The following is a 21,674-nucleotide window of genomic DNA, read 5'->3' as shown; positions in this document are numbered from 1 at the left end:
CCTTTGCGTATTCGAGCATTCTTGCGAGGAGGAATAATGGGAATACCTCCTCGCTTGATGACTTCTTCATGGACTGGTTGCGTGTCGTAAGCGCCGTCGCCCGTTAGGCTCTCCAGCACCTCATCTTCGGGCAATTGCTGCAGCAAATCCGGTATCACTGCTGCATCACTGACGTTGTTGGATGTCACGCAGATAGCCCTGACCTGTAGCGTCTGGGCATCAATGCCAATGTGCAACTTGCGCCATTGCCGACGACGCTCAGGGCCATGCTTTTTGCATTTCCACTCGCCTTCACCCAAGAACTTGATTCCCGTTGAATCAACCAGCAAATGCAGTCCCGCTTGGCTGCGTGTGTACGGCACTTGTACATTCAAATCGAGCTGGCGCCGGCACAGCGTGCTGAAGTCAGGTACCGGCCAAGCAAGCCCACACAAATGCAGCACCGACTCGGCAAAACCCGTGGTCTGCCGCAGTGCCAAGCCAAACAGGTTCTTGAGCGTCAAACAAAATTGGATTGCTGCATCAGAGAACTTCCGACTGCGTCCGCGTTTGCCACTTGCCGTGGCAAACCAGCACATACCCTTGTCCAGCCACACCGTCAAAGAGCCTCGAGCTTTGAGGGATGCGTTGTACTGCTTCCAGTTGCTGGTTCTATAGCGGGGTTTGCGGGGCTGACTCATGCAGCAAGCCTACCGCTGGAAGAGCAACGATTTATGCAACAACGCCCCCACGCGTCCAAACTGTCCCGGGCTGGCCACCCATTTAGCCAATCAGCTCAAATCCAGCCCGAACGATTTGGCAAGTACGAAGGCGATGGAGCCCAGGATCAGTAGCCCCAGCAGGAAGGCGGTGGCAACCATGCCGCCTGCGCGCAGTACGGCGCGTTTATCTTTGCCGTGTTTACCTTGGTCGAAGTGCCACTTGATGGCGAAGAACATACAGGTGCCGAACATCAGCACCTTGAAGGTGACAAAGACTACAGGGATCCAATCGATCATTTGGGTATTTCCGGCTGACTAATGGCTGCTCTATCGTGGAAAGCACCGCCTCATGAAGGTCGGTGCGGACACGCCAGCCACGGCCTGCAAGCATGCTGTGGCTGTACGTTCTGGTGCATAGTACTGGGAAGCAATATCCATACATAGAGACAAAATGTCCCAGTCAAAATCCATACAAGCGGAAGATCTGCCACTCTGGTTGCCGCCATTGGTGTTCCAGGGCGGGCCCCGTTTTTTGCAGATTGCGGATGCCTTGCAGGCAGCGGTGGCGGGCGGGACGCTGAAGCCAGGCGACCGTTTGCCGCCGCAGCGCTTGTTGGCAGCGCAGTTGAAAGTTGATCTGACAACGGTAACACGCGCGTACGACGAAGCCCGGCGCCGACACCTGTTGGAAGGGCGCGGTGCCCGGGGTACCTACGTGGCCGCGCCGAAGGTGGAGCTCGCTTCGGCCCTTGATCTGAGTATGAACACGCCGCCGCCGCCGGATGGTGTGGACTGTGACGACCTGGTCAAGCAAGGGCTGTCCCAGGTATTGATGCGGGCGGACGCCCAATTGCTGATGAACTACCACTTGGGTGGAGGCAGCGATGCGGACCGCCAAGCGGGTGCCAAATGGCTGGAGCCGATGTTTGGTGAGTTGAATGCCGGGCAGGTCGTTGTTTGTCCGGGTGCGCAAGCGGCGATTGCAGCCCTGATTCTGGCGCTGACGGAGCCTGGCGATGCCATCCTGACTGAGCCCACGGTTTATCCGGGCTTACGCACTGCAGCAAACCAGTTCGGCAGGCGCATCATCGCTGTGGAGGCAGACCAGCACGGAATGCTGCCCGAGATGCTGGAGCAAGCCTACCGCCTGCATCCAGCCAAGCTGGTTTACCTCAACCCGACCTTGCAGAACCCGACGGCTGTCACCATGCCGCTACGCCGGCGCAAAGAGATTGCGAGCGTCGCCAAGCGCTGCAAGGTGAGGATTGTTGAGGACGATCCCTATTGGCTGTTGGCCGATGCGCCGCCGCCGCCCATTGCCGCCTTGTTGCCGGAGCAGGTGTATTACATCGCCACCTTGTCGAAATGTTTGACGCCCGGCTTGCGGGTTGCCTTTGTGCTGATTCGGGATCCGCATGAGCGCGAGCGTTTTCTGGTGGCGCTTCGGTCATTCGCGCTGATGGTTGCGCCTTTGACGGCTGCACTGGCCACGCAGTGGATCTTCGACGGTTCGGCAAATGGCCTGATGGAAGGAATCCGCCAAGAGGCGCGCCTGCGCCATTGGATGGCCAGAGATATTCTGTCTGGGCGCTACACCGGTGCTGGCGATGGCCTGCACGTGTGGCTTGAGCTGCCGAGGTATTGGAGCCCTTCACAGCTTGCGCGTGCTGCCGACAGGGACGGCATTGCCGTCACGCCGGCGGATGCCTTTGCTGCGGGCGGCGAGCCCGTCAATGCTATTCGCATCTCTTTGGGCAGCATCAAAGACCGTGGCCGTTTGCAGGCGGGCCTGCAGCGCTTGTCCCATTTGCTCGCGCAGCGGCCAGAATCGTTCAATACGGCGGTGGTTTGATGTTTTGTTGAGCTATCAGCAGACGCGGCCAAGTCGGCTGGGGAGTTTGCATCAGGCCGTGCTTGCTTCGCGCTCGGCCTGGGCAATGACTTCTTCCGGGACGCCTTGGCGCTTGAGGGCTTCGATCAACCGAGCGTGGGCCACGGCTGCAAACTGCCGCTCATCACGGCGCAAGCCCTCGCTCAGGTACGACTTGATGAGTGTCTGGTACCCGGAGAAGCCCCGCTGTGGCGCAATGAGTTTGAGCGAGTCGACCACGTCAACCGGAATGCGCATGGTGATCGAGGTCATGGGCCGATCCTTGTTCAGGCGGTTTTTCAGGCGTTCAGTCAACATAGATTTTCTCCTCGTGGGGATCGGCGCGGCGCGCGGAAATGAGGCGAATGCAGGTGTCTTCGATCTCGACGTGCACCACGAACAGAAGGCGGGCCTGGGAGTCGAAGCCTATCGCCGCATTACGCGCCTCATCGTTGCGCGATGCGTCTGTGAGCACGAAGAATGGATCGAAGAAAACCGCCGCAGCCTCCTCAAACTGCACGCCATGTTTGCGCCAGTTCAGCTCGGCTTTCTCTTGGTTCCAGACGAACAGCTCGCCGTTTAGTTCGTACTGAATGTTCATGGATAGTAGGTGATTTTATTTACTTTGTCAATACAAAGTCTGAGCCTGTCGATTGATCAGAGAGGTTTGCCGCAATGCCAATTACCCACTTGTGACTTGGAGAAAAACACGCATCAGCATGGGCGGAGTAGGCGTTCGTTCATTGCAAAAAATAGCATTTGATAACTACTTCGCGGTTTTTCATTGATGTGCATTAAATGCTCTTCCCCCAGTCGCCGCAAACCTGCAAAATAGTTGACATTCCAGCGCGAAAGTACCGGCTTCAGGTGGCTTCTGTCTGTCATCTTGCGGGTTTCGGATCGCGTTATGGGGGAACTTGTCCGGAGCTTCAGAAGGAGATCCTTGAATGCCTAAACGCGCCATTGAGTTTCAGGAACCAGCGGGCATGGTTGCATCGCCCGGTTTGCAGGCAGCGCCTGTGCTGGATTTGATGTGTTCCCATTTTGTGTTGGCCCTGGCCACCAAGCAGGGCTCCAAGTTCAATGTGCGTCGCGACATCAATGGTTTGATGGCCCTGGCCGGCCGGCACCTGATGTGGCCCGAGGCGGTACTGGCCCGCGTGCGCGGCTTTCTGGCGCGCCGCTGCAAAGACAACGAGGTCTGGCGTGGGCAAGAGCAGCTCAGCAATGCGGAGTTCATGGAGCGCCATGGCGTCTGGCGTGGCCCCTATGAAGAGGGCTCGCTTTTCTACTACATGGATGAATACGCCAAAGATGCGCCCAAAGACCTGCTGACCCTGCTCACCAGCACGGCGCAGTGGCTGAGCCATGCGCTCAAAAAACAGTCGACCCTGGTCGAGAAAAACATCGATTCGCTCGCTAACCTGCTGCAGCTGAACAAGGCCGAGCGCGCTTTGCTGCTGTACGGCACGCTGGCGCGCCACCAGCGTGACTTGCGTAGCGTGCTCGTGGAGTTCAAGGTGAACAACGCACCGGAGGCCTACGCGGCTATCGCCGATCTCGCTGGCGTACCCGCCTCAGAAGTGGCCGAGGCCTTGCGCGCCGGTGGCCGGCTGGAGCGCATTGGCCTGGTGGAAAATCTGCTGTCCGAGCAAAGCATTACCGACCTGGCCGACCTCATGAAGGTCAGCGAAAAACTGCCGCCCGTGCTGATGCGCGAGTACCGCAACCGAGCCGAGCTAATGGCCGTGTTCACACGCCCCGCCGTGCCCAGCGAGCTCAAGGCCAACGACTTTGAGTTTGTCGGTGACGATGTGCAAGTGCTGGTCCACCTGCTGCGCAAAGCCAAACAGACCAAGGCCGTGGGCGTGAACGTGTTGCTGTACGGCCCGCCCGGCACCGGCAAAACCGAGCTGGCAAAAGTGGTGGCGCGGGAAGCTGGTTTGGATTTGTTTGAGGTGGAATATGCCGACCGCGATGGCAACAGCCTCTCGGGCCGCGACCGCTATCGCTCGTTGCAAATCGCGCAGGTGTTCCTCAAAGGCGCCGAAGCTGCCGCACTGCTTTTTGACGAAGTGGAAGACGTGTTCCCGCCCATCAGCGTGGACGCGGCGGGCCTGTTGGCGCGTGCAGAGCAGCAGGCTCCGAGCCCGGCCATTGGTCACTTGGTCAATGGCAAGGCCTGGGTCAACCAGATTCTGGAATCCAACCCGGTGCCCACGCTCTGGGTGACCAACCGCATCGAGCAGATCGACCCGGCTTTTCGCCGCCGTTTTGCCTACCACTTGGAGCTGAAATCGCCGCCGCCCGGTGCGCGGGAGCAGCTCATCCGCAAAACCTTGGACGGTGTGGCGGTGAGCGAGGCTTTTGTGGCCAAGCTCACCGAGCGCAAGGGCCTCACCCCCGCGCAAATCCGCACCGCCGTGCGCTTTGCCGACTTGGCACACGCGGGCCCGGAAGTGGGTGGAGAAGCCTTCGAAGCCCTGATCGAGCGCCAGCTCAAAAACTCTGATGCCGCGCTGGGTCGTAAACCCGACGGCGGCAAAAAAGGCCGCCGCCAAGTCACCACCTACGACCTGGGCATGCTCAACGTTGAAACCCGCTTTGAGATCCCACGCATTGTCGATGCGCTGAAAGCGCGCGGCCACGGTGCCCTGTGCTTTTACGGCGCGCCCGGCACCGGCAAAACCGCGCTGGGCGAGTTCATTGCCGAGCATCTGGGCAAGCCGCTCATCGTCAAGCAAGCCAGCGATCTAGTGAGCAAGTATGTGGGCGAAACCGAGCAAAACATGGCCGCCATGTTTGCCGAAGCCACCCAGGAAAAAGCCGTGCTGCTGCTGGATGAGGCCGACAGCTTTTTGATGGACCGCCGCGGTGCGCAACGCAGCTACGAGGTGACCGAGGTGAACGAAATGCTGCAGCAAATGGAGCGCCACGATGGCGTGTTCATCTGCACCACCAACCTGCTGGACCGCATTGACCAGGCCGCGCTGCGCCGCTTTACCTTCAAAATCAAGTTCATGCCGCTCACCGCCGAGCAGCGGGAGAGGATGTTCGTCACCGAGGCGCTGGCCGGTGATGAGCAGAAGCTCACGCCCGAAGTCCGCCGCCGCCTGGCCAAACTGTCGCAGCTCGCCCCTGGCGATTTTGCGGCGGTTAAAAGGCAGTGCGACATTCTGGCGGCCGAGTTCTCGGTGGAAGAGTTCATCGAGCAACTGGAAGCCGAACACCGCATCAAGCCCGAAGTGCGGGAGCAGACCTCAATCGGGTTTGTGCGCTGAGAGAGTGGGGCAGGGGGGAGTTACCTGCCCTTGCTTTTAATCGCGCTTGCTTCGCGAGGACAGAATTGGGCGTGGCTGCACCTGCAGCCGCTCAAACCGGCCAACAAGAGCGCAGCAAGCTGGCTCTCGAGCGACCCTCGCGCCACCCCACGGTGTGACCCTGGGCGACTCTACAGAGAACGGGCCAAGTCTAGAGCATGCCGTGGCGCAAAGCAACGCTGCCCAAGACAAGGTGCACGCCATGGGGAGGGCGCAAACTCGGGGTGGCGTTGTCTGCAACCGTGCCGGCAGGCTCTCAGCTTTCTAAGCTGCCTGTGCGGCAGACAACCGCCGGCCGTGCCGGACAAAGCCAACGCATTGTTTCTAAGCTGCCTGTGCGGCAGACAACTTGTCCCACGGCGACGCGTTAGCGAGGGTGTTTTTCTAAGCTGCCTGTGCGGCAGACAACTGTTAAATTCCGTCAACTATGAGGTATTGGAATTTCTAAGCTGCCTGTGCGGCAGACAACGTGGCCTGTGCTGATCTCAGGCTTTGGCTTCGTTTCTAAGCTGCCTGTGCGGCAGACAACCTTCGATCGAATGTGGATTGGGTCTGCATACATTTTCTAAGCTGCCTGTGCGGCAGACAACGGCCTCAGGCTGTCCGATACTGTTGCCTTCAATTTCTAAGCTGCCTGTGCGGCAGACAACAATCAACAGCGCATCGCGTTCTTCAAGATTAGTTTCTAAGCTGCCTGTGCGGCAGACAACTCTCTCTGTCGATGTGGCGGTCGCGTTGGCATTTTCTAAGCTGCCTGTGCGGCAGACAACGATTCTGTCGCTCAAAGACCCATTTGCCACGCTTTCTAAGCTGCCTGTGCGGCAGACAACTCGTGCGTCAGCGCTCCTATCACTTCTCCTACTTTCTAAGCTGCCTGTGCGGCAGACAACCAGCGCTGGTTTCGGGGAAGCCCTCGCCCGATTTTCTAAGCTGCCTGTGCGGCAGACAACGGCAGCCGGTGAATGGAGCTCTTGCGTCCCATTTTCTAAGCTGCCTGTGCGGCAGACAACCGTCGGCTGCCGTCGCCCTCTTCGTCCAGATTTTTCTAAGCTGCCTGTGCGGCAGACAACGGCTGCATTCTGGTCGGCCAGCTTGGCAATCATTTCTAAGCTGCCTGTGCGGCAGACAACGGCCGATTCAATGAAGTCAACCGCCAGCGCAATTTCTAAGCTGCCTGTGCGGCAGACAACGGCCCGCAAAACAAAGTGCGCTACGACGCCCATTTCTAAGCTGCCTGTGCGGCAGACAACATCCAGAGCTTTTGCAGGAGGGTATTTCCGGTTTTCTAAGCTGCCTGTGCGGCAGACAACGCTGTGCCAGACCTTCCAGGGGGATCAGGTTCTTTCTAAGCTGCCTGTGCGGCAGACAACGAGCATTTCGTCTGCCCATGCATACGGCCATTTTTCTAAGCTGCCTGTGCGGCAGACAACGCGGAGTAGGCGACAAAATTTTAGGCGCTGTTTTTCTAAGCTGCCTGTGCGGCAGACAACGCATACAGCTTGCCCTTGTTCTCGCTCAGCCATTTCTAAGCTGCCTGTGCGGCAGACAACCGGGCCCGGAGACACAGCGTCGGCCACTGAATTTTCTAAGCTGCCTGTGCGGCAGACAACAAAGGTGGAATGTGGCAGATAACGCTCGTGACTTTCTAAGCTGCCTGTGCGGCAGACAACGGCGGCGGCTTCTTCCTCGCTCAAACCCTTGATTTCTAAGCTGCCTGTGCGGCAGGCAACCACCAGCATTCGGTTTTATGTCACCGTCTTTTTTTCTAAGCTGCCTGTGCGGCAGACAACAATTTGCTCAATGCAGATTCCCAAACCTTCATTTTCTAAGCTGCCTGTGCGGCAGACAACCAAGGAGCCCTGAATGGCGCCCGTGAACGTGATTTCTAAGCTGCCTGTGCGGCAGACAACTTAGTGGTAGCTCAAATGCTGATGGCTATAACTTTCTAAGCTGCCTGTGCGGCAGACAACCCCTCGCCCGCAGATGACTTGACGCGCAATATTTTCTAAGCTGCCTGTGCGGCAGACAACAGATACTGCACCATTTCAGCAAGCGCCGCCCATTTCTAAGCTGCCTGTGCGGCAGACAACCTTGCGAAGGAACTCACCAGTCAAGGTGATCTTTTCTAAGCTGCCTGTGCGGCAGACAACGGTCGCCCGTTTGGCGGGTGATGGTGGTTTTTTTTCTAAGCTGCCTGTGCGGCAGACAACGGCATCACCCTGCAAGGCGATCCGCTGAAACTTTTCTAAGCTGCCTGTGCGGCAGACAACGGTGCTTTTCGCACAAATCCGCATCCTCCTTCTTTCTAAGCTGCCTGTGCGGCAGACAACGCGCTATCGCTGAGCGTCCCGTATGTGCCTCATTTCTAAGCTGCCTGTGCGGCAGACAACGCGCTATCGCTGAGCGTCCCGTATGTGCCTCATTTCTAAGCTGCCTGTGCGGCAGACAACGCGCTATCGCTGAGCGTCCCGTATGTGCCTCATTTCTAAGCTGCCTGTGCGGCAGACAACGCGCTATCGCTGAGCGTCCCGTATGTGCCTCATTTCTAAGCTGCCTGTGCGGCAGACAACGGCTTGTACTCATTTGACATTGAGTACAAGCGTTTCTAAGCTGCCTGTGCGGCAGACAACCTTCATCGCAAGCCGGGGCGCTTGTATTGCACTTTCTAAGCTGCCTGTGCGGCAGACAACTGCCGAATCCAAAATACAACCCGAATGCGCCGTTTCTAAGCTGCCTGTGCGGCAGACAACCTGGTGATTAACAACACGGCGCCACAGCGCCATTTCTAAGCTGCCTGTGCGGCAGACAACCAAATGCATAGATGCAAGCCTCCTCCGGACTGTTTCTAAGCTGCCTGTGCGGCAGACAACCAGTCAAATCGCTTGCTGGGTCATACGCCATCTTTCTAAGCTGCCTGTGCGGCAGACAACCAATCGGCGGCGGTGAGCCTGCATTCCCAGCTTTTCTAAGCTGCCTGTGCGGCAGACAACGCATGAAAAGCTACGACTTGCTCCGCGCAATCTTTTCTAAGCTGCCTGTGCGGCAGACAACATCTGGCCCTTGACTTCTTCGATGGCATCAATTTTCTAAGCTGCCTGTGCGGCAGACAACGGGAAGAAGCGAATAAGGAACGGGCCGCTAAGCTTTCTAAGCTGCCTGTGCGGCAGACAACGGGGTGAGCGCAGTTAAATAAAGACCCCCAAATTTCTAAGCTGCCTGTGCGGCAGACAACGCGCCAAGACCCGCTGAGGTGCACGAATGACGTTTCTAAGCTGCCTGTGCGGCAGACAACGCTGACTACTGCGAGCCTGATGACTTCCCCCATTTCTAAGCTGCCTGTGCGGCAGACAACGCGTGGCGTGATCCATTACCACTGCGTTGTGTTTTCTAAGCTGCCTGTGCGGCAGACAACGTTTTCTCCTGTGCTGGGGTGTGGGCCGGTTCTTTCTAAGCTGCCTGTGCGGCAGACAACGTCTGCAGATTGACCATGATTTGATCGATGGCTTTCTAAGCTGCCTGTGCGGCAGACAACATCACGGGCAAGAGAACGCGGTCTGCGTCACCTTTCTAAGCTGCCTGTGCGGCAGACAACGCGGGTTCGGATTAATTACAGGGGGTTCGACTTTTCTAAGCTGCCTGTGCGGCAGACAACAGCCTACTGCGAGCGGTAAGGTGTCCGCATAAATTTCTAAGCTGCCTGTGCGGCAGACAACGTGCGCCCCAAGCAAGCTGTTGAAACCGTACATTTCTAAGCTGCCTGTGCGGCAGACAACCTTGACTTCTTCGAAGGCATCAACGGCGGCCTTTTCTAAGCTGCCTGTGCGGCAGACAACCCGCTGCTGATGGCGTGAAGCTGACTTTGCTTTTTCTAAGCTGCCTGTGCGGCAGACAACGCGGGTTCGGATTAATTACAGGGGGTTCGACTTTTCTAAGCTGCCTGTGCGGCAGACAACTGCTCGTTGCCATTCTTGCGCTGGTCGTGCTTTTTCTAAGCTGCCTGTGCGGCAGACAACCAGAAGCCGCACATCGAACAAAGCGCGAAATTTTTCTAAGCTGCCTGTGCGGCAGACAACAATCGTGACCACTGAAAAGCCCAGCAACGCGATTTCTAAGCTGCCTGTGCGGCAGACAACGGTAGAAGTAGGGCGCTGTCTGAGGAGGTTGATTTCTAAGCTGCCTGTGCGGCAGACAACCCGGCGGCGCTGTTACCCAGTCAACAAGCAATTTCTAAGCTGCCTGTGCGGCAGACAACTGCAGAGCGTGCTGCCCGCCGCGCCTTCCGTAATTTCTAAGCTGCCTGTGCGGCAGACAACATGTGAGTTCTTTCAAAAATATCAGCGGTGTCGTTTCTAAGCTGCCTGTGCGGCAGACAACCGCCAATTAGCTGGCGTTGCTGGCGGGTTGTTTTTCTAAGCTGCCTGTGCGGCAGACAACGCAAGCGCAAGCCACTGCTTGCGATTCCCGTATTTCTAAGCTGCCTGTGCGGCAGACAACGACAGCTCGATCAAAAAAGACCCGACGATCAATTTCTAAGCTGCCTGTGCGGCAGACAACGCCGACTGGAGCCAGTGTCGGCATAGGGTCCAGTTTCTAAGCTGCCTGTGCGGCAGACAACTGCATAGCCCTCGGGCACGCAGCTTTCGGCAGATTTCTAAGCTGCCTGTGCGGCAGACAACCGCATGCGTGCCGCATGGGGCAGCCGCTGCAATTTCTAAGCTGCCTGTGCGGCAGACAACTGCAGAGCATCTTTGAGCTTGAAGCGCATTTTTTTCTAAGCTGCCTGTGCGGCAGACAACGCCGGTAGTCCTGCAGCAGACTTGACTGAAAATTTCTAAGCTGCCTGTGCGGCAGACAACTACGACCAAAACACTTGGGACGGTATGAAGTGTTTCTAAGCTGCCTGTGCGGCAGACAACAGGATCGGGCTGCTTCTCTGCTTCTGGCGGTATTTCTAAGCTGCCTGTGCGGCAGACAACTTTTTCCAGCCGCTGAAAATTTGCGGCGCGTGTTTCTAAGCTGCCTGTGCGGCAGACAACTTGTTGCTCTGTGCCACGCGGCCACCGCCATGTTTCTAAGCTGCCTGTGCGGCAGACAACGAAAAACCGCCAATGGCCGTTGGCGGTTCGTATTTCTAAGCTGCCTGTGCGGCAGACAACCTTGCGGGCCGTCACCTGCACGTGCGGCGCGTTTTCTAAGCTGCCTGTGCGGCAGACAACCGCCCCCTAGCCGCCTCTACCAGCGCAAAGAATTTCTAAGCTGCCTGTGCGGCAGACAACTCGGCAAAACTGTTAAAGGCAGAAATGCTGAGTTTCTAAGCTGCCTGTGCGGCAGACAACTCGTACAGCCGCGTAGCAGGGCAAAGCATGAATTTCTAAGCTGCCTGTGCGGCAGACAACAACCCTAGTTTTCGCTAAATTTGCGTAAATTATTTCTAAGCTGCCTGTGCGGCAGACAACTCCAGCGTCCGGGCGTTTCGCCACCGGTGGAATTTCTAAGCTGCCTGTGCGGCAGACAACGCATGGCGACATGCGGTTTGCGGTTTCTGCTATTTCTAAGCTGCCTGTGCGGCAGACAACCACCCGATCTGCGACAGCTGTACGACAGCCTGTTTCTAAGCTGCCTGTGCGGCAGACAACAAGTAGCCTTGGTTGATCTTGGGCCACTCCCATTTCTAAGCTGCCTGTGCGGCAGACAACACGCCAACAAATATTACGCCTGGGGTAACAGATTTCTAAGCTGCCTGTGCGGCAGACAACCAGGCGTTCACCCTGGCGCAAAAAATCTGCAATTTCTAAGCTGCCTGTGCGGCAGACAACTAGGCACAAAAACAGGGCGAGGTTTCCCATCATTTCTAAGCTGCCTGTGCGGCAGACAACGGATATCAAGCCTTTGCTTATCGGGTTCGCTTTTTCTAAGCTGCCTGTGCGGCAGACAACCCCCACGGCGAAGAACTCAGGGGAACGGTGTATTTCTAAGCTGCCTGTGCGGCAGACAACGGTCTGATGGACGTTAATGGCCGTAGGCCAAATTTCTAAGCTGCCTGTGCGGCAGACAACTTCAGCGAAATCGCCAACAACAAAGTGCCGGATTTCTAAGCTGCCTGTGCGGCAGACAACTTGCAAGCGCAGCTTTACTTCATTGCCGTCGATTTCTAAGCTGCCTGTGCGGCAGACAACCGGCACGGGATCGCCGGTAGGCACAAAAACAGTTTCTAAGCTGCCTGTGCGGCAGACAACATTCGGAACTGGATCACCTGAGGGGACAAAAATTTCTAAGCTGCCTGTGCGGCAGACAACTCGCGTGGACTCCATCGGCTGCCCCTGGGGCGTTTCTAAGCTGCCTGTGCGGCAGACAACTCTCTCTGGTTTCTTTCTCGTAGATCGAGATTTTTCTAAGCTGCCTGTGCGGCAGACAACTGGAGCGTAGCACAGCTACTTTGTTGATGTAGAGAGTCTTTTCGCCGGTTGATCCGTTTGGACCCTTTATCACTTCCCCCTCTGGCGAAAAGAAAAAGGGTTGCGATGGTCACGGCGGAGGGGGCTGCAGGCATGCGCTGTGTCAAGCAATGGATTCAGCCGAGGAAAGCGCGAAACAGCGGATGAATAGCCCGCAGTCCCACGCATGCCCCGCGCACCACGCTGGTGCAAGTTGTATGGCGTTTGCTGCAGATGCCTGCAGACTGGCTGGATGTGGCTGCAGCAAGCCGGTTTTTGCTGCAAGAGCGCTTGTGTGCATGTCCAGTTGGGTCAAAAACGCTAGCACAAAAGTGACAGTTTTGCCAATCCTAGGCATCCCTGTTGCGGATTTTGCGTATGCCGCTAAGCTCGCCGCATTGCGTGATCGTTGTTGTCGAAACAATGCCATGTGATCAATATTTTTACTACAAAGGATCTGAGATATGAAGGTACCGTTTCGCCTGAATACTGTGGCGTTGACTGTGGGTCTGGCTGGTGCGCTGCTGGCGGGTGCCGCGCAGGCACAGAACATCAAGATCGGTGTGGTGATTCCTGCCACCGGTCCTCTGACGCAATATGGCGATATGGTCAAAGAAGGTGTGGATACCGCGCTGGAGCAGATCAATGCCGCTGGTGGCGTGAACGGCAACAAGCTGGAAGCCGTGATCGTGGACGACGCTTGCGAGCCCAAGCAAGGCCCGGTAGCGGCCAACCGCGTGGTGAACGCCAAGATCCAATACGTGGTGGGCCCGGTGTGCTCGGGCGCAGCCATTGCTGCCGCTCCCATCTACAACAACGAAGGTGTGGTGGTGGTTACGCCATCGGCTACTTCGCCTGCGCTGACCGAGGGCAAGAACTTCACCTCGATCTTCCGCACTATCGGCCGTGACGACCAGCAAGGTCCTTTTGCCGCCAAGTTCATCGCGCAAACCGTCAAGCCTAAGAAGGTTGCCGTGCTGCACGACAAGCAGTCGTATGGCCAAGGCATTGCCACCGCCGTGCGCGATACGCTCAAGGCTGACGGCGTGAACGTAGCGCTGTTCGAAGGTATCAATGCTGGCGACAGCGATTACTCGGCCGTTATCACCAAGCTCAAGAGCGCTGGTATCGATTTCGTTTACTACGGCGGCTATCACCCAGAAATGGGTCTGCTGCTGCGCCAAGCGGCTGAGCAAGGCCTGAAGGTTCGCATCATGGGCCCAGAAGGCGTGGGCAACCCCGAGATCAACGCTATCGCTGGCCCTGCTGTCGAAGGCATGCTGGTCACGCTGCCGGCCGATTTCGCCAGCAACCCCAAGAACGCCGCACTGGTGAAGGCTTTCAAGGACAAGAAGCGTGATCCTTCGGGCTCGTTCCAAATGGGTTCGTACACCGCTGTGAAGGTGATCGCCGATTCCATCAAGGCCGTGGGCAATGATGGCGCCAAGGTGGCCAAGCACCTGCACACCGCTACTTTCGAAACCCCGCTGGGCAATCTGGCTTGGGATGCCAAGGGCGACCTGAAGGCTTACGACTTCCAGGTGTTCAACTGGCACAAGGATGGCAGCAAGACCGCGGCCACCAAGTAAGCAAGGCTGAGTGAAAGAGAGAAGGGCATGGCTCTGAAACATAGAGCCATGCCTTCTTGTTTTGGCCGTCACCGCGGCCAACGGGATTGAGGCGGTATGGTATGAATGATTTTTTGCCCCAGTTCATACAGCAGTTGTTCAATGGTTTGTCGCTGGGCGCTATTTACGCGCTGGTGGCCATTGGATACACGATGGTGTATGGAATTATCGGAATGATCAATTTCGCCCATGGTGAGATTTATATGATCGGCGCCTACATAGGTTTGGTGACCTTGTCGGCCATTGGCACGCAAAGCGGCTTGCCGGTGTTTGTGGTGATTGGCGCCATGTTGCTGGTGTCGGTGGTGCTCACCGGCGTTTATGGTTATGCGGTCGAGCAGGTGGCGTACAAGCCTTTGCGTAGCAGCCCACGTTTGGTGGCGCTGATCTCGGCCATCGGCATGTCGATCTTTTTGCAAAACTGGGTGGCTTTGGGTCAGGGCGCGCGCGATATGGCCGTGCCTTCGCTGTTGCCTGGTGCGCTCAACTTCCACATGGGTGATTTTGAAGTGTTTGTGCCTTACACCCGCATCATGATTATTGTGGTGGCGGTGGTGTTGATGATTGCGCTTACGCTCTATATCAAACATTCGCGCATGGGCCGCGCATCGCGTGCCTGCGCACAAGACATGCAGATGGCTAATCTGCTGGGTATTGATACGAACAAGGTGGTTTCCTTCACCTTTATTCTGGGTGCTGTGCTGGCCGCGGTGGGCGGTGTGCTGATTGCGCTGGCCATCGGCAAGCTCAACCCATATATCGGTTTTGTGGCCGGTATCAAGGCTTTCACGGCGGCGGTGCTGGGTGGTATCGGCAGCATTCCCGGCGCCATGCTCGGTGGCGTGTTGTTGGGCGTGGCGGAAACTTTTGCCGCAGCCTACATCTCGTCGGAATACAAGGACATCGTGGCCTTTGGCCTGCTGGTGCTGATCTTGCTGTTCCGTCCCACCGGTCTGCTCGGCAAGCCCGAGGTGGAGAAGGTCTGATGAAAGCCAATTTCAAAAACGCCCTGATCTCCGCCGTGCTGGCGGCGCTGGTGGTGCTGCCTATTTTTGGCCTGCACCTGGAGCGCAAAGGCGCACGCAATTACATTGAGCCCCACTGGAACCTGGTGATCTGGGGCTTTGTGATTGTGCTGGTGCTGCAGCTGATCAAGCCCATGCTGGCCAAACAGATGGCGCACATCAAAGCGCCCAGCCTGCCAACCATGAGCAGCGGCACGCGCACCACCCTGATGTGGTTGGTGATTGTGGCCGCCATCGTCTGGCCGTTTTTCAGCGGCCGCAACGCGGTAGACATTGCCACGCTGGCGCTGATTTACGTGATGCTCGGCTTGGGCCTGAACATTGTGGTGGGCTTTGCCGGCTTGCTGGATTTGGGCTTTGTCGGCTTCTACGCCGTGGGCGCTTATACCTATGCGCTGCTTTTCCACTGGGCTGGCTGGTCGTTCTGGGAGGCGCTGCCGCTGTCGGGTGCCGCTGCTGCGCTGTTCGGCTTTTTGCTCGGCTTCCCGGTGCTGCGCCTGCGCGGCGATTACCTCGCCATCGTGACCTTGGGTTTTGGCGAAATCATCCGTCTGCTCTTGGTCAATCTGGTCGATTTCACTGGCGGCCCCGATGGCATCTCCAGCATTCCCAAGCCCACCTTGTTCGGTTTTGAGCTTACGCGCTCGGCATCGAAAGAGGGCGGGCAAACGCTGCACCAGTTGCTGGGCATGGAGTTCAACACCATGCATATGGTGATCTTCCTCTACCTGCTGGCGCTGGTGCTGGCCTTGGTAACGCTGTGGATCAGCAACCGTTTGATTCGCATGCCCATCGGCCGCGCCTGGGAGGCGCTGCGCGAGGACGAGGTGGCTTGCAAATCGCTGGGTCTGAACCCCACCAAGATCAAGCTCTCCGCCTTCACGCTGGGCGCCATGTTTGCCGGTTTTGGCGGCGCATTTTTTGCTGCGCGCCAAGGCATCGTGAGCCCCGAGTCGTTCAGCTTTATCGAATCGGCCCTGATCTTGGCGATCGTGGTGCTGGGCGGTATGGGCTCGCAACTGGGTGTGATCATTGCGGCCATTTTGATCACTGTGCTGCCCGAGTTTGCCCGCGAGTTCTCGGAATACCGCATGCTGATTTTCGGCCTGGTGATGATTTTGATGATGGTCTGGCGTCCGCAGGGCTTGTTCCCGATGAAGCGCCACCACGAAGAGTTGAAACAGTGACCGTAAACACGGCAATGCAAACTACGGAGAAGTGTTTATGAGTCAATCCATGTTGAAGGTGGACGGCCTGTGCATGCGCTTTGGCGGCTTGCTGGCAGTCGACCATGTGGCGCTCGATGTGAAGCCGCAGGAGATCTTCGCCATCATCGGCCCCAACGGTGCTGGCAAGACCACGGTGTTCAACTGCATCAGCGGTTTTTACAAGCCTACCGAAGGCTCCATCGTGCTGGGCGGCCAGTCGATTGCCGGCCTCGCCAGCCACGAAGTGGCCAACCACGGTGTGGTGCGCACCTTCCAGAACGTGCGCTTGTTCAAAGGCATGACGGTGCTGGAAAACCTGCTGGTGGCGCAGCACCAGCAAGTCAAGCGCAACCTGCTCTCGGGTCTGTTCAAAACCAAGGCCTACAAAGCGGCTGAGGAGCAAGCGCAGGTGAAGGCCGTGCAGTGGCTCGATGTGATGGGTTTGCGCGCTTTCGCCAACCGCGAAGCGGGCAACCTGGCCTACGGCCACCAGCGCCGGTTGGAGATTGCGCGCTGCATGATCACCAACCCCAAGCTCTTGATGCTGGACGAGCCCGCTGCCGGCCTGAACCCGCAAGAGAAGGTGGAGCTGCAGCACCTGATCGACCGCCTGCGCAAGGAGTTCGGTGTGACGGTGCTGCTGATTGAGCACGACATGAGCCTGGTGATGGGCGTGTCCGAGCGCATTTTGGTGATGGAATATGGCAAGCCGATTGCGCTGGGCGTGCCCGAAGCGATCCGCAATGACGAGCGCGTGATCAAGGCGTACCTGGGAGAGTCGTGATGCAGCCGATGTTGGAAATCAATAATGTCAGCACGCATTACGGTGCGATTTGTGCGGTCAACGGCGTCAGTCTGCACGTCAACCAAGGGGAGATCGTCTCGCTCATCGGCAGCAATGGCGCGGGTAAAACCACCTTGCTGATGACGGTCTGCGGCAACCCGCTGGCGAGCAGCGGCTCGATCAAGTTCGAAGGCGAAGAGCTGGTGGGCCAGCCCTCGCACCTGATCATGCGCAAAGGCATTGCCATATCGCCCGAAGGTCGCCGCGTCTTCAAAGACCTGACCGTGGTAGAGAACCTGCAGATGGGCGCGTTCTTTTTGAGCAAGGACGAAATCGCCCAAGGCACTGACTACGTGTACGGCCTGTTCCCGCGCCTCAAAGAGCGCGCCGACCAGCGCGCCGGCACCATGTCGGGTGGCGAGCAGCAAATGCTGGCCATTGGCCGCGCCCTGATGAGCAAGCCGCGCCTGCTTTTGCTCGACGAACCCACGCTGGGCCTGGCGCCGCTGATCATTGCGCAGATCTTCGAGATCATCAAAGCCGTGCGTGAGCAGGGCGTGACGGTCTTTTTGGTGGAGCAAAACGCCAACCAGGCGCTGCAGATTGCCGACCGTGGTTACGTGCTGGAAACCGGCCGCGTCACCTTGGAAGACAGCGGCGCCAACCTGCTGCGCAACCAAGATATCCGCAAGGCCTATCTGGGTGGCTGACTTGGGCGGCTGACCAAGTTGCAACACTTGCCGCGAAACCGAGGCCCCGTGTGAATATTCGGTTCACGCGGGGCCTTTTTCATGGGCCTGGATTAACCGGTGTCAGCGCGCTTGCGCAAGCCCATGGTTGCCGGCATGCCGCCCGGCCTGAACGCCCCACAGCCACATGGCAACGCCGGCAAGCAGAGTCAGCCCGAAAGAAGCTTGCGCGCCCCAGCCGTCAATAATCCAGCCCGCCACCGCTGCACCCAGCGCTACGCCGGTGGCCAGGCCCGTCAACAGCCAGGTCATGCCTTCGGTAAGGCGGTGGGCTTGCACTTGCTGCTCTACCAGCGCCATGGCAACGGTGATCGTGGGGCCGAAAGTAATGCCAGCCAGCAGCACAGCCAGCGTCAGCGCAAACAAATTGCTGGCCAACAGCAAGGGCAAGGCGGAGATGGCGACGGATGCGCCCACCCACACAATCTGCCGCGAGAGCGGCATTTGCAAACGCAGCGTGCCAAACACCAAACCCATGGCGCAAGAGCCCAGCGCGTAAAACGACAGCACCACGCTGGCCATGCCGGGCTGGCCTTGGGCAGTGGCGAAAGCCACGCTGGCCACATCGATCACGCCCACAATAATGCCTTGCGCCAGCATGAAAAGCGCCAAGGTACGCACCAAAGGTTGGCGCAGCATGGAAGGCGCTTTGTCGATACTTGTTCTCGCCCGCACGGGTGGCTCTGTGCTGCGCTGAATCACGAACAATGCAACGCCAACAATCAAAAACAGCGCTGCAGCCAGCGGCCCGGCCTCGGGGAAAAGCAGCATGCTCAAACCCACCGACAAAGGCGGCCCCACGATAAAGGCGATATCGTCCAGCACGCCTTCCAGCGCGAATGCGGTTTTGAGCTGCGGCTGGCCGCTGTAAATGGCTGTCCAACGGGCGCGCACCATGGCTGGCATGCTGGGCAAACTGCCGGCAGCGGCTGCCAGCACCAGCAGCAACCAATCGGGCCCTTGCCAGTGTGCGCAGGCCAGCAGTGCCAACATGGAGATGGCGTTGCTCGCTGCCGCAAAAGGCAGCACCCGGTACTGGCCGTGGCGGTCTACCAGCGCAGAAATACGCGGCGCCAAAATGGCAATCGACAGCGCAAAACACGCCGACGCCATGCCCGCCAACGTGTAGGCGCCGCGCTGCTGCGAGAGCATGGTGATCAGGCCGATACCCGTCATCGACAAAGGCAGGCGCGCCAACAGGCCGGCCAGCACAAAACCGGCGCTGCCCGGAGCGTTGAACAGTTGGCGGTAGGTCTGGAACATGGAAACCTCAGGTCATTCAATTGACATACGTTGTGTATGCGAATTGCATTCTACGTGCTCCCGTTGGCTGTGTATCATTGGCATACGTTTTGTATGTGAATGACATCAGGAGTTCGCCATGGCCCAGGTTCGCCAAAGTCGTGCCAGCATGATTGAAGCCACACGCGCCAAGCTCATTGCTGCGGCGCGCCAGGCTTTTGCCGAGCACGGTTATGCCCAGGCTTCGATGGACGATCTGACCGCGCAAGCCGGCCTGACGCGGGGCGCGCTCTACCACCACTTTGGCGGCAAGCCCGGTTTGCTGGTGGCCGTGGTGGCGCAGATGGATGCCGAAATGGACGAGCGCCTGGAGCAGGTGCAGCGCTCACATGCCGACCCCTGGCAAGGCTTTCTGGCCTACTGCAAAGCCTATCTGGCCATGGCGCAAGAGCCGGAAATCCGCCGCATCGTGCTGCAAGACGCCCGCGCCGTACTCACCAGCACCGAGCAGGGCGAGCAATACCAGCAATGCGTGCAGTACATGGCCAGCTATCTGCAGGGCCTGATGGAGCAGGGCGTCATCGTGCCCGCCAGTGCGCAGGCGCTGGCCCGGCTGCTCAACGGCTGCTTGATAGAAGCCGCCTTCTGGATTGCCGAAGAAGGCGCACCCACCAACCGCCTGGACGAAGCTTTGCGGGCGTTGGATTTGATGCTGCAAGGCTGGCGGGTGCGTTGAGAGCGGGTATTCCGAGCAGGTTCGCGTATCGGTCGCGGGATTATTGAAGTAGCCCGATCTCAGCTGCGCTAAGCGTGCTCAACGAGCCCTTTCAACTTATCCAACTCGGTGCGCAGCAAGCGCGCTACTTCGGCTTGGCGTCGGATGGGCATTCGGTCGGTAATGGCGCTGACGCTCATGGCAAGAATGGGTTCACCGTCCTCACTGCTCAACGCGCAAGCCACGCCCAGCGCGCCGCTGACTGCGTAGTTTTGCATCACGGCATAGCCGCGTTGGATAGTGTTTGTGCGCAGGCGGTGGATCATTTCTGCGCTGATGCCGCCATATTCTTCCAGGCGGCTTGAATTGGCTTTCACTACCGATTTCGCTCTGTTCTCAGGCAAGGCGGCCAGCAAAGCCATGCCTGAGGAACCAACGCCGAGCGGGTGACGTTTGCCAGGGTAGCTGGCCAGTATTTGCATGGGGTAGCTGCCAATTTCTCGATGAATGCCGACCGACTCTGTGCCGTCCATTCCTGTCAGAAAAACTGCGTCGCCCAGGTGTTTGGCCAGCTGGCGCATGCCTTCCATAGCTGCCACCAACAAGTCCTGATTCAACTTGGGTGGTAGCCAGAGGCGCGTGGCCAGTCCGTCGGCTTCTTCACCTGCATAAAAGCGTTTACCGGCTGCATCTCGGCGCACCCAAGCACTGCTTTCCAATGCCAAAAACAGGCGCTGCACATTGACGCGATCCAGGCCGGTGCGTTTGCTGACTTCAGTGGCGCCCAGGCCTTCAGGCCACACCTCTTTGAGCAAGCTCAACACTTTCAGACCCTTGAGCAGGGTGGAAGGGCCGGTTGCCTTCAAGAGCGATTGATTCTGGTTTGCCATGGAGAGTATTGGTGTTCATTATTTGTACACCTTGTTTATGTATCTAGTGCGTAGTTTGTACCATCTTTAGGCCAAAAGAACTTTTTTAACCGGAGACAAACATGCACAGATACTGGCAGCGCCCCTGGGCGCAGAAAGCTTTGTATGCAGCTATTGGCTGCATTGGCTGGGGATGTGGTGCAGGTGTGGCGCAAGCAGCCTATCCTGATCGCGCAATCACGTTGCAAGTGGGTTTTGCCGCTGGAGGCCCAACCGATGTGATGGCACGGGTGATTGCAACGGAACTCGGTGCAGAGCTCAAGCAGTCGGTGGTAGTCGATAACAAGCCTGGAGCTGGGAGCAATATCGCTGCTGCCTACGTGGCGCGAGCCAAGCCCGATGGCTATACCTTGCTGATGGTTGCAGTGACCAGTGCCATCAATCAAACCTTGTATGCCAAGCCCGGGTTTGAATTGAACCGTGATTTTGCAGCGATTGGTCTTGTGGGAAAGATCCCCAGCATGCTGGTAGTAACGCCGCAGTTGCCGGCCAACAGCGTGCAGGAGTTGGTGGCTTACGCCAAGGCTAATCCCGGCAAGCTCACTTTCGGCTCATCGGGTAGTGGCACCTCAGTGCATATAGCGGGTGAGATGTTCAAGGCGGCTGCCAACATCGATGTGACCCATATTCCTTATCGCGGCAGCGCTCCGGCTGGCACTGCCGTGATGGCGGGGCAGGTTTCGTACATCTTCGACAACGTGCCCACGGTAGCGCCTTACGTGCAAGCAGGCCGTATGCGTGCGCTGGCCGTCACCACCAAAGAGCGCCTGACATCCGCACCAAGCATCCCGACCATGGCGGAGTCGGGCTTCCCGGATTTTGATGTCTCCTCCTGGTACGGCCTGATTGCACCGGCCAAAACGCCTCCTGAGGTCATTGCCACCGTAAACCGTGCTTTGCAGAAAGTGCTGGCGCGTGCAGATTTTCAAGAGCGCATGAGCATCATGGGCGTGGTTGTGCAACCAGGTACGCCAGACGGCTTTGGCCAGTTCATCCGAGCTGAGACCGAACGTTGGGCGCCCATTGTCAAGGCCTCCGGTGCCATGGTGGATTGATGTTGAGAAACTGA

The 21,674-nt window shown here is 57.9% G+C and carries 15 protein-coding genes and 1 CRISPR repeat array; of the genes, 9 read left to right on the top strand and 6 right to left on the bottom strand.

The features are described from left to right. Positions 1–680: IS5 family transposase (locus tag ACFIQF_RS03305; protein WP_393940004.1), on the bottom strand; the 680-nt coding region annotated here is incomplete at its 3' end. A gap of 90 nt (positions 681–770) precedes the next feature. Further along, positions 771–998 (bottom strand): hypothetical protein, encoded by a 228-nt coding sequence (locus tag ACFIQF_RS03300; protein WP_393940002.1) that lies wholly within the window; start codon positions 996–998, stop codon positions 771–773. 154 nt (positions 999–1,152) lie between these two features. On the opposite strand from ACFIQF_RS03300, the gene ACFIQF_RS03295 reads away from it, so the two are divergent. Next, entirely contained in the window at positions 1,153–2,553 is a 1,401-nt protein-coding gene (locus ACFIQF_RS03295) for an aminotransferase-like domain-containing protein (RefSeq protein ID WP_393940000.1), read from the top strand. A 51-nt stretch (positions 2,554–2,604) separates the two neighbouring features. Here ACFIQF_RS03295 and ACFIQF_RS03290 read toward each other — a convergent pair whose 3' ends face one another. Both ACFIQF_RS03290 and ACFIQF_RS03285 read right to left on the bottom strand, forming a co-directional pair. Continuing rightward, the gene (locus ACFIQF_RS03290) at positions 2,605–2,889 is read right to left on the bottom strand and encodes a hypothetical protein (protein ID WP_393939998.1); all 285 of its coding nucleotides are present in this window, start codon (positions 2,887–2,889) and stop codon (positions 2,605–2,607) included. Then, a complete protein-coding gene (locus ACFIQF_RS03285) occupies positions 2,879–3,172 on the bottom strand; it encodes a BrnT family toxin (RefSeq protein ID WP_393939996.1) in 294 nt (97 codons plus the stop codon). The genes ACFIQF_RS03290 and ACFIQF_RS03285 overlap by 11 nt, the downstream gene beginning before the upstream one ends. Before the next feature lie 346 nt (positions 3,173–3,518). Between ACFIQF_RS03285 and ACFIQF_RS03280 the strand changes: the two genes are divergently transcribed. The 6 genes from ACFIQF_RS03280 (at position 3,519) to ACFIQF_RS03255 (ending at position 17,680) form a co-directional block, all read left to right on the top strand. Further along, positions 3,519–5,852 (top strand): ATP-binding protein, encoded by a 2,334-nt coding sequence (locus tag ACFIQF_RS03280; RefSeq protein WP_393939994.1) that lies wholly within the window; start codon positions 3,519–3,521, stop codon positions 5,850–5,852. Positions 5,853–6,152: 300 nt separating this feature from the next. Then, positions 6,153–12,307: a CRISPR direct-repeat array (repeat unit 28 nt; unit sequence TTTCTAAGCTGCCTGTGCGGCAGACAAC). A gap of 482 nt (positions 12,308–12,789) precedes the next feature. Then, positions 12,790–13,914, top strand: coding sequence for a high-affinity branched-chain amino acid ABC transporter substrate-binding protein (locus ACFIQF_RS03275; protein WP_393939992.1), 1,125 nt, complete (start codon positions 12,790–12,792; stop codon positions 13,912–13,914). Between the two features lie 101 nt (positions 13,915–14,015). Next, the gene (livH, locus tag ACFIQF_RS03270; protein WP_393939991.1) at positions 14,016–14,939 is read left to right on the top strand and encodes a high-affinity branched-chain amino acid ABC transporter permease LivH; all 924 of its coding nucleotides are present in this window, start codon (positions 14,016–14,018) and stop codon (positions 14,937–14,939) included. After that, complete coding sequence (locus tag ACFIQF_RS03265; protein ID WP_393939989.1) at positions 14,939–16,165, top strand: high-affinity branched-chain amino acid ABC transporter permease LivM; 1,227 nt, start codon at positions 14,939–14,941, stop codon at positions 16,163–16,165. The genes livH and ACFIQF_RS03265 overlap by 1 nt, the downstream gene beginning before the upstream one ends. 37 nt (positions 16,166–16,202) lie before the next feature. Then, positions 16,203–16,970: a high-affinity branched-chain amino acid ABC transporter ATP-binding protein LivG gene (gene livG / locus ACFIQF_RS03260; RefSeq protein WP_393939987.1), complete on the top strand. Its 768-nt coding sequence runs from the start codon at positions 16,203–16,205 to the stop codon at positions 16,968–16,970. Between the two features lie 8 nt (positions 16,971–16,978). After that, entirely contained in the window at positions 16,979–17,680 is a 702-nt protein-coding gene (locus tag ACFIQF_RS03255; protein ID WP_393939985.1) for an ABC transporter ATP-binding protein, read from the top strand. Positions 17,681–17,782: 102 nt separating this feature from the next. Here ACFIQF_RS03255 and ACFIQF_RS03250 read toward each other — a convergent pair whose 3' ends face one another. Beyond that, the gene (locus ACFIQF_RS03250) at positions 17,783–18,982 is read right to left on the bottom strand and encodes an MFS transporter (RefSeq protein WP_393939984.1); all 1,200 of its coding nucleotides are present in this window, start codon (positions 18,980–18,982) and stop codon (positions 17,783–17,785) included. A gap of 148 nt (positions 18,983–19,130) precedes the next feature. On the opposite strand from ACFIQF_RS03250, the gene ACFIQF_RS03245 reads away from it, so the two are divergent. After that, positions 19,131–19,697, top strand: coding sequence for a TetR/AcrR family transcriptional regulator (locus tag ACFIQF_RS03245; RefSeq protein WP_393940025.1), 567 nt, complete (start codon positions 19,131–19,133; stop codon positions 19,695–19,697). A gap of 68 nt (positions 19,698–19,765) precedes the next feature. Here ACFIQF_RS03245 and ACFIQF_RS03240 read toward each other — a convergent pair whose 3' ends face one another. After that, the gene (locus ACFIQF_RS03240; protein WP_393939983.1) at positions 19,766–20,566 is read right to left on the bottom strand and encodes an IclR family transcriptional regulator; all 801 of its coding nucleotides are present in this window, start codon (positions 20,564–20,566) and stop codon (positions 19,766–19,768) included. A gap of 101 nt (positions 20,567–20,667) precedes the next feature. On the opposite strand from ACFIQF_RS03240, the gene ACFIQF_RS03235 reads away from it, so the two are divergent. Further along, on the top strand, positions 20,668–21,660 hold the full coding sequence (locus ACFIQF_RS03235; protein ID WP_393939982.1) for a Bug family tripartite tricarboxylate transporter substrate binding protein: 993 nt from the start codon (positions 20,668–20,670) through the stop codon (positions 21,658–21,660). Positions 21,661–21,674: the final 14 nt, after the last annotated feature.

Origin of the sequence: Comamonas trifloxystrobinivorans, from assembly GCF_043359985.1 — a bacterium.
In the GTDB taxonomy this organism is placed as follows: Bacteria; Pseudomonadota; Gammaproteobacteria; order Burkholderiales; family Burkholderiaceae_C; genus Comamonas; species Comamonas trifloxystrobinivorans.
Note: the sequence above shows the minus strand (reverse complement) of the source record. Positions and strands in the feature narration are given on the sequence as shown.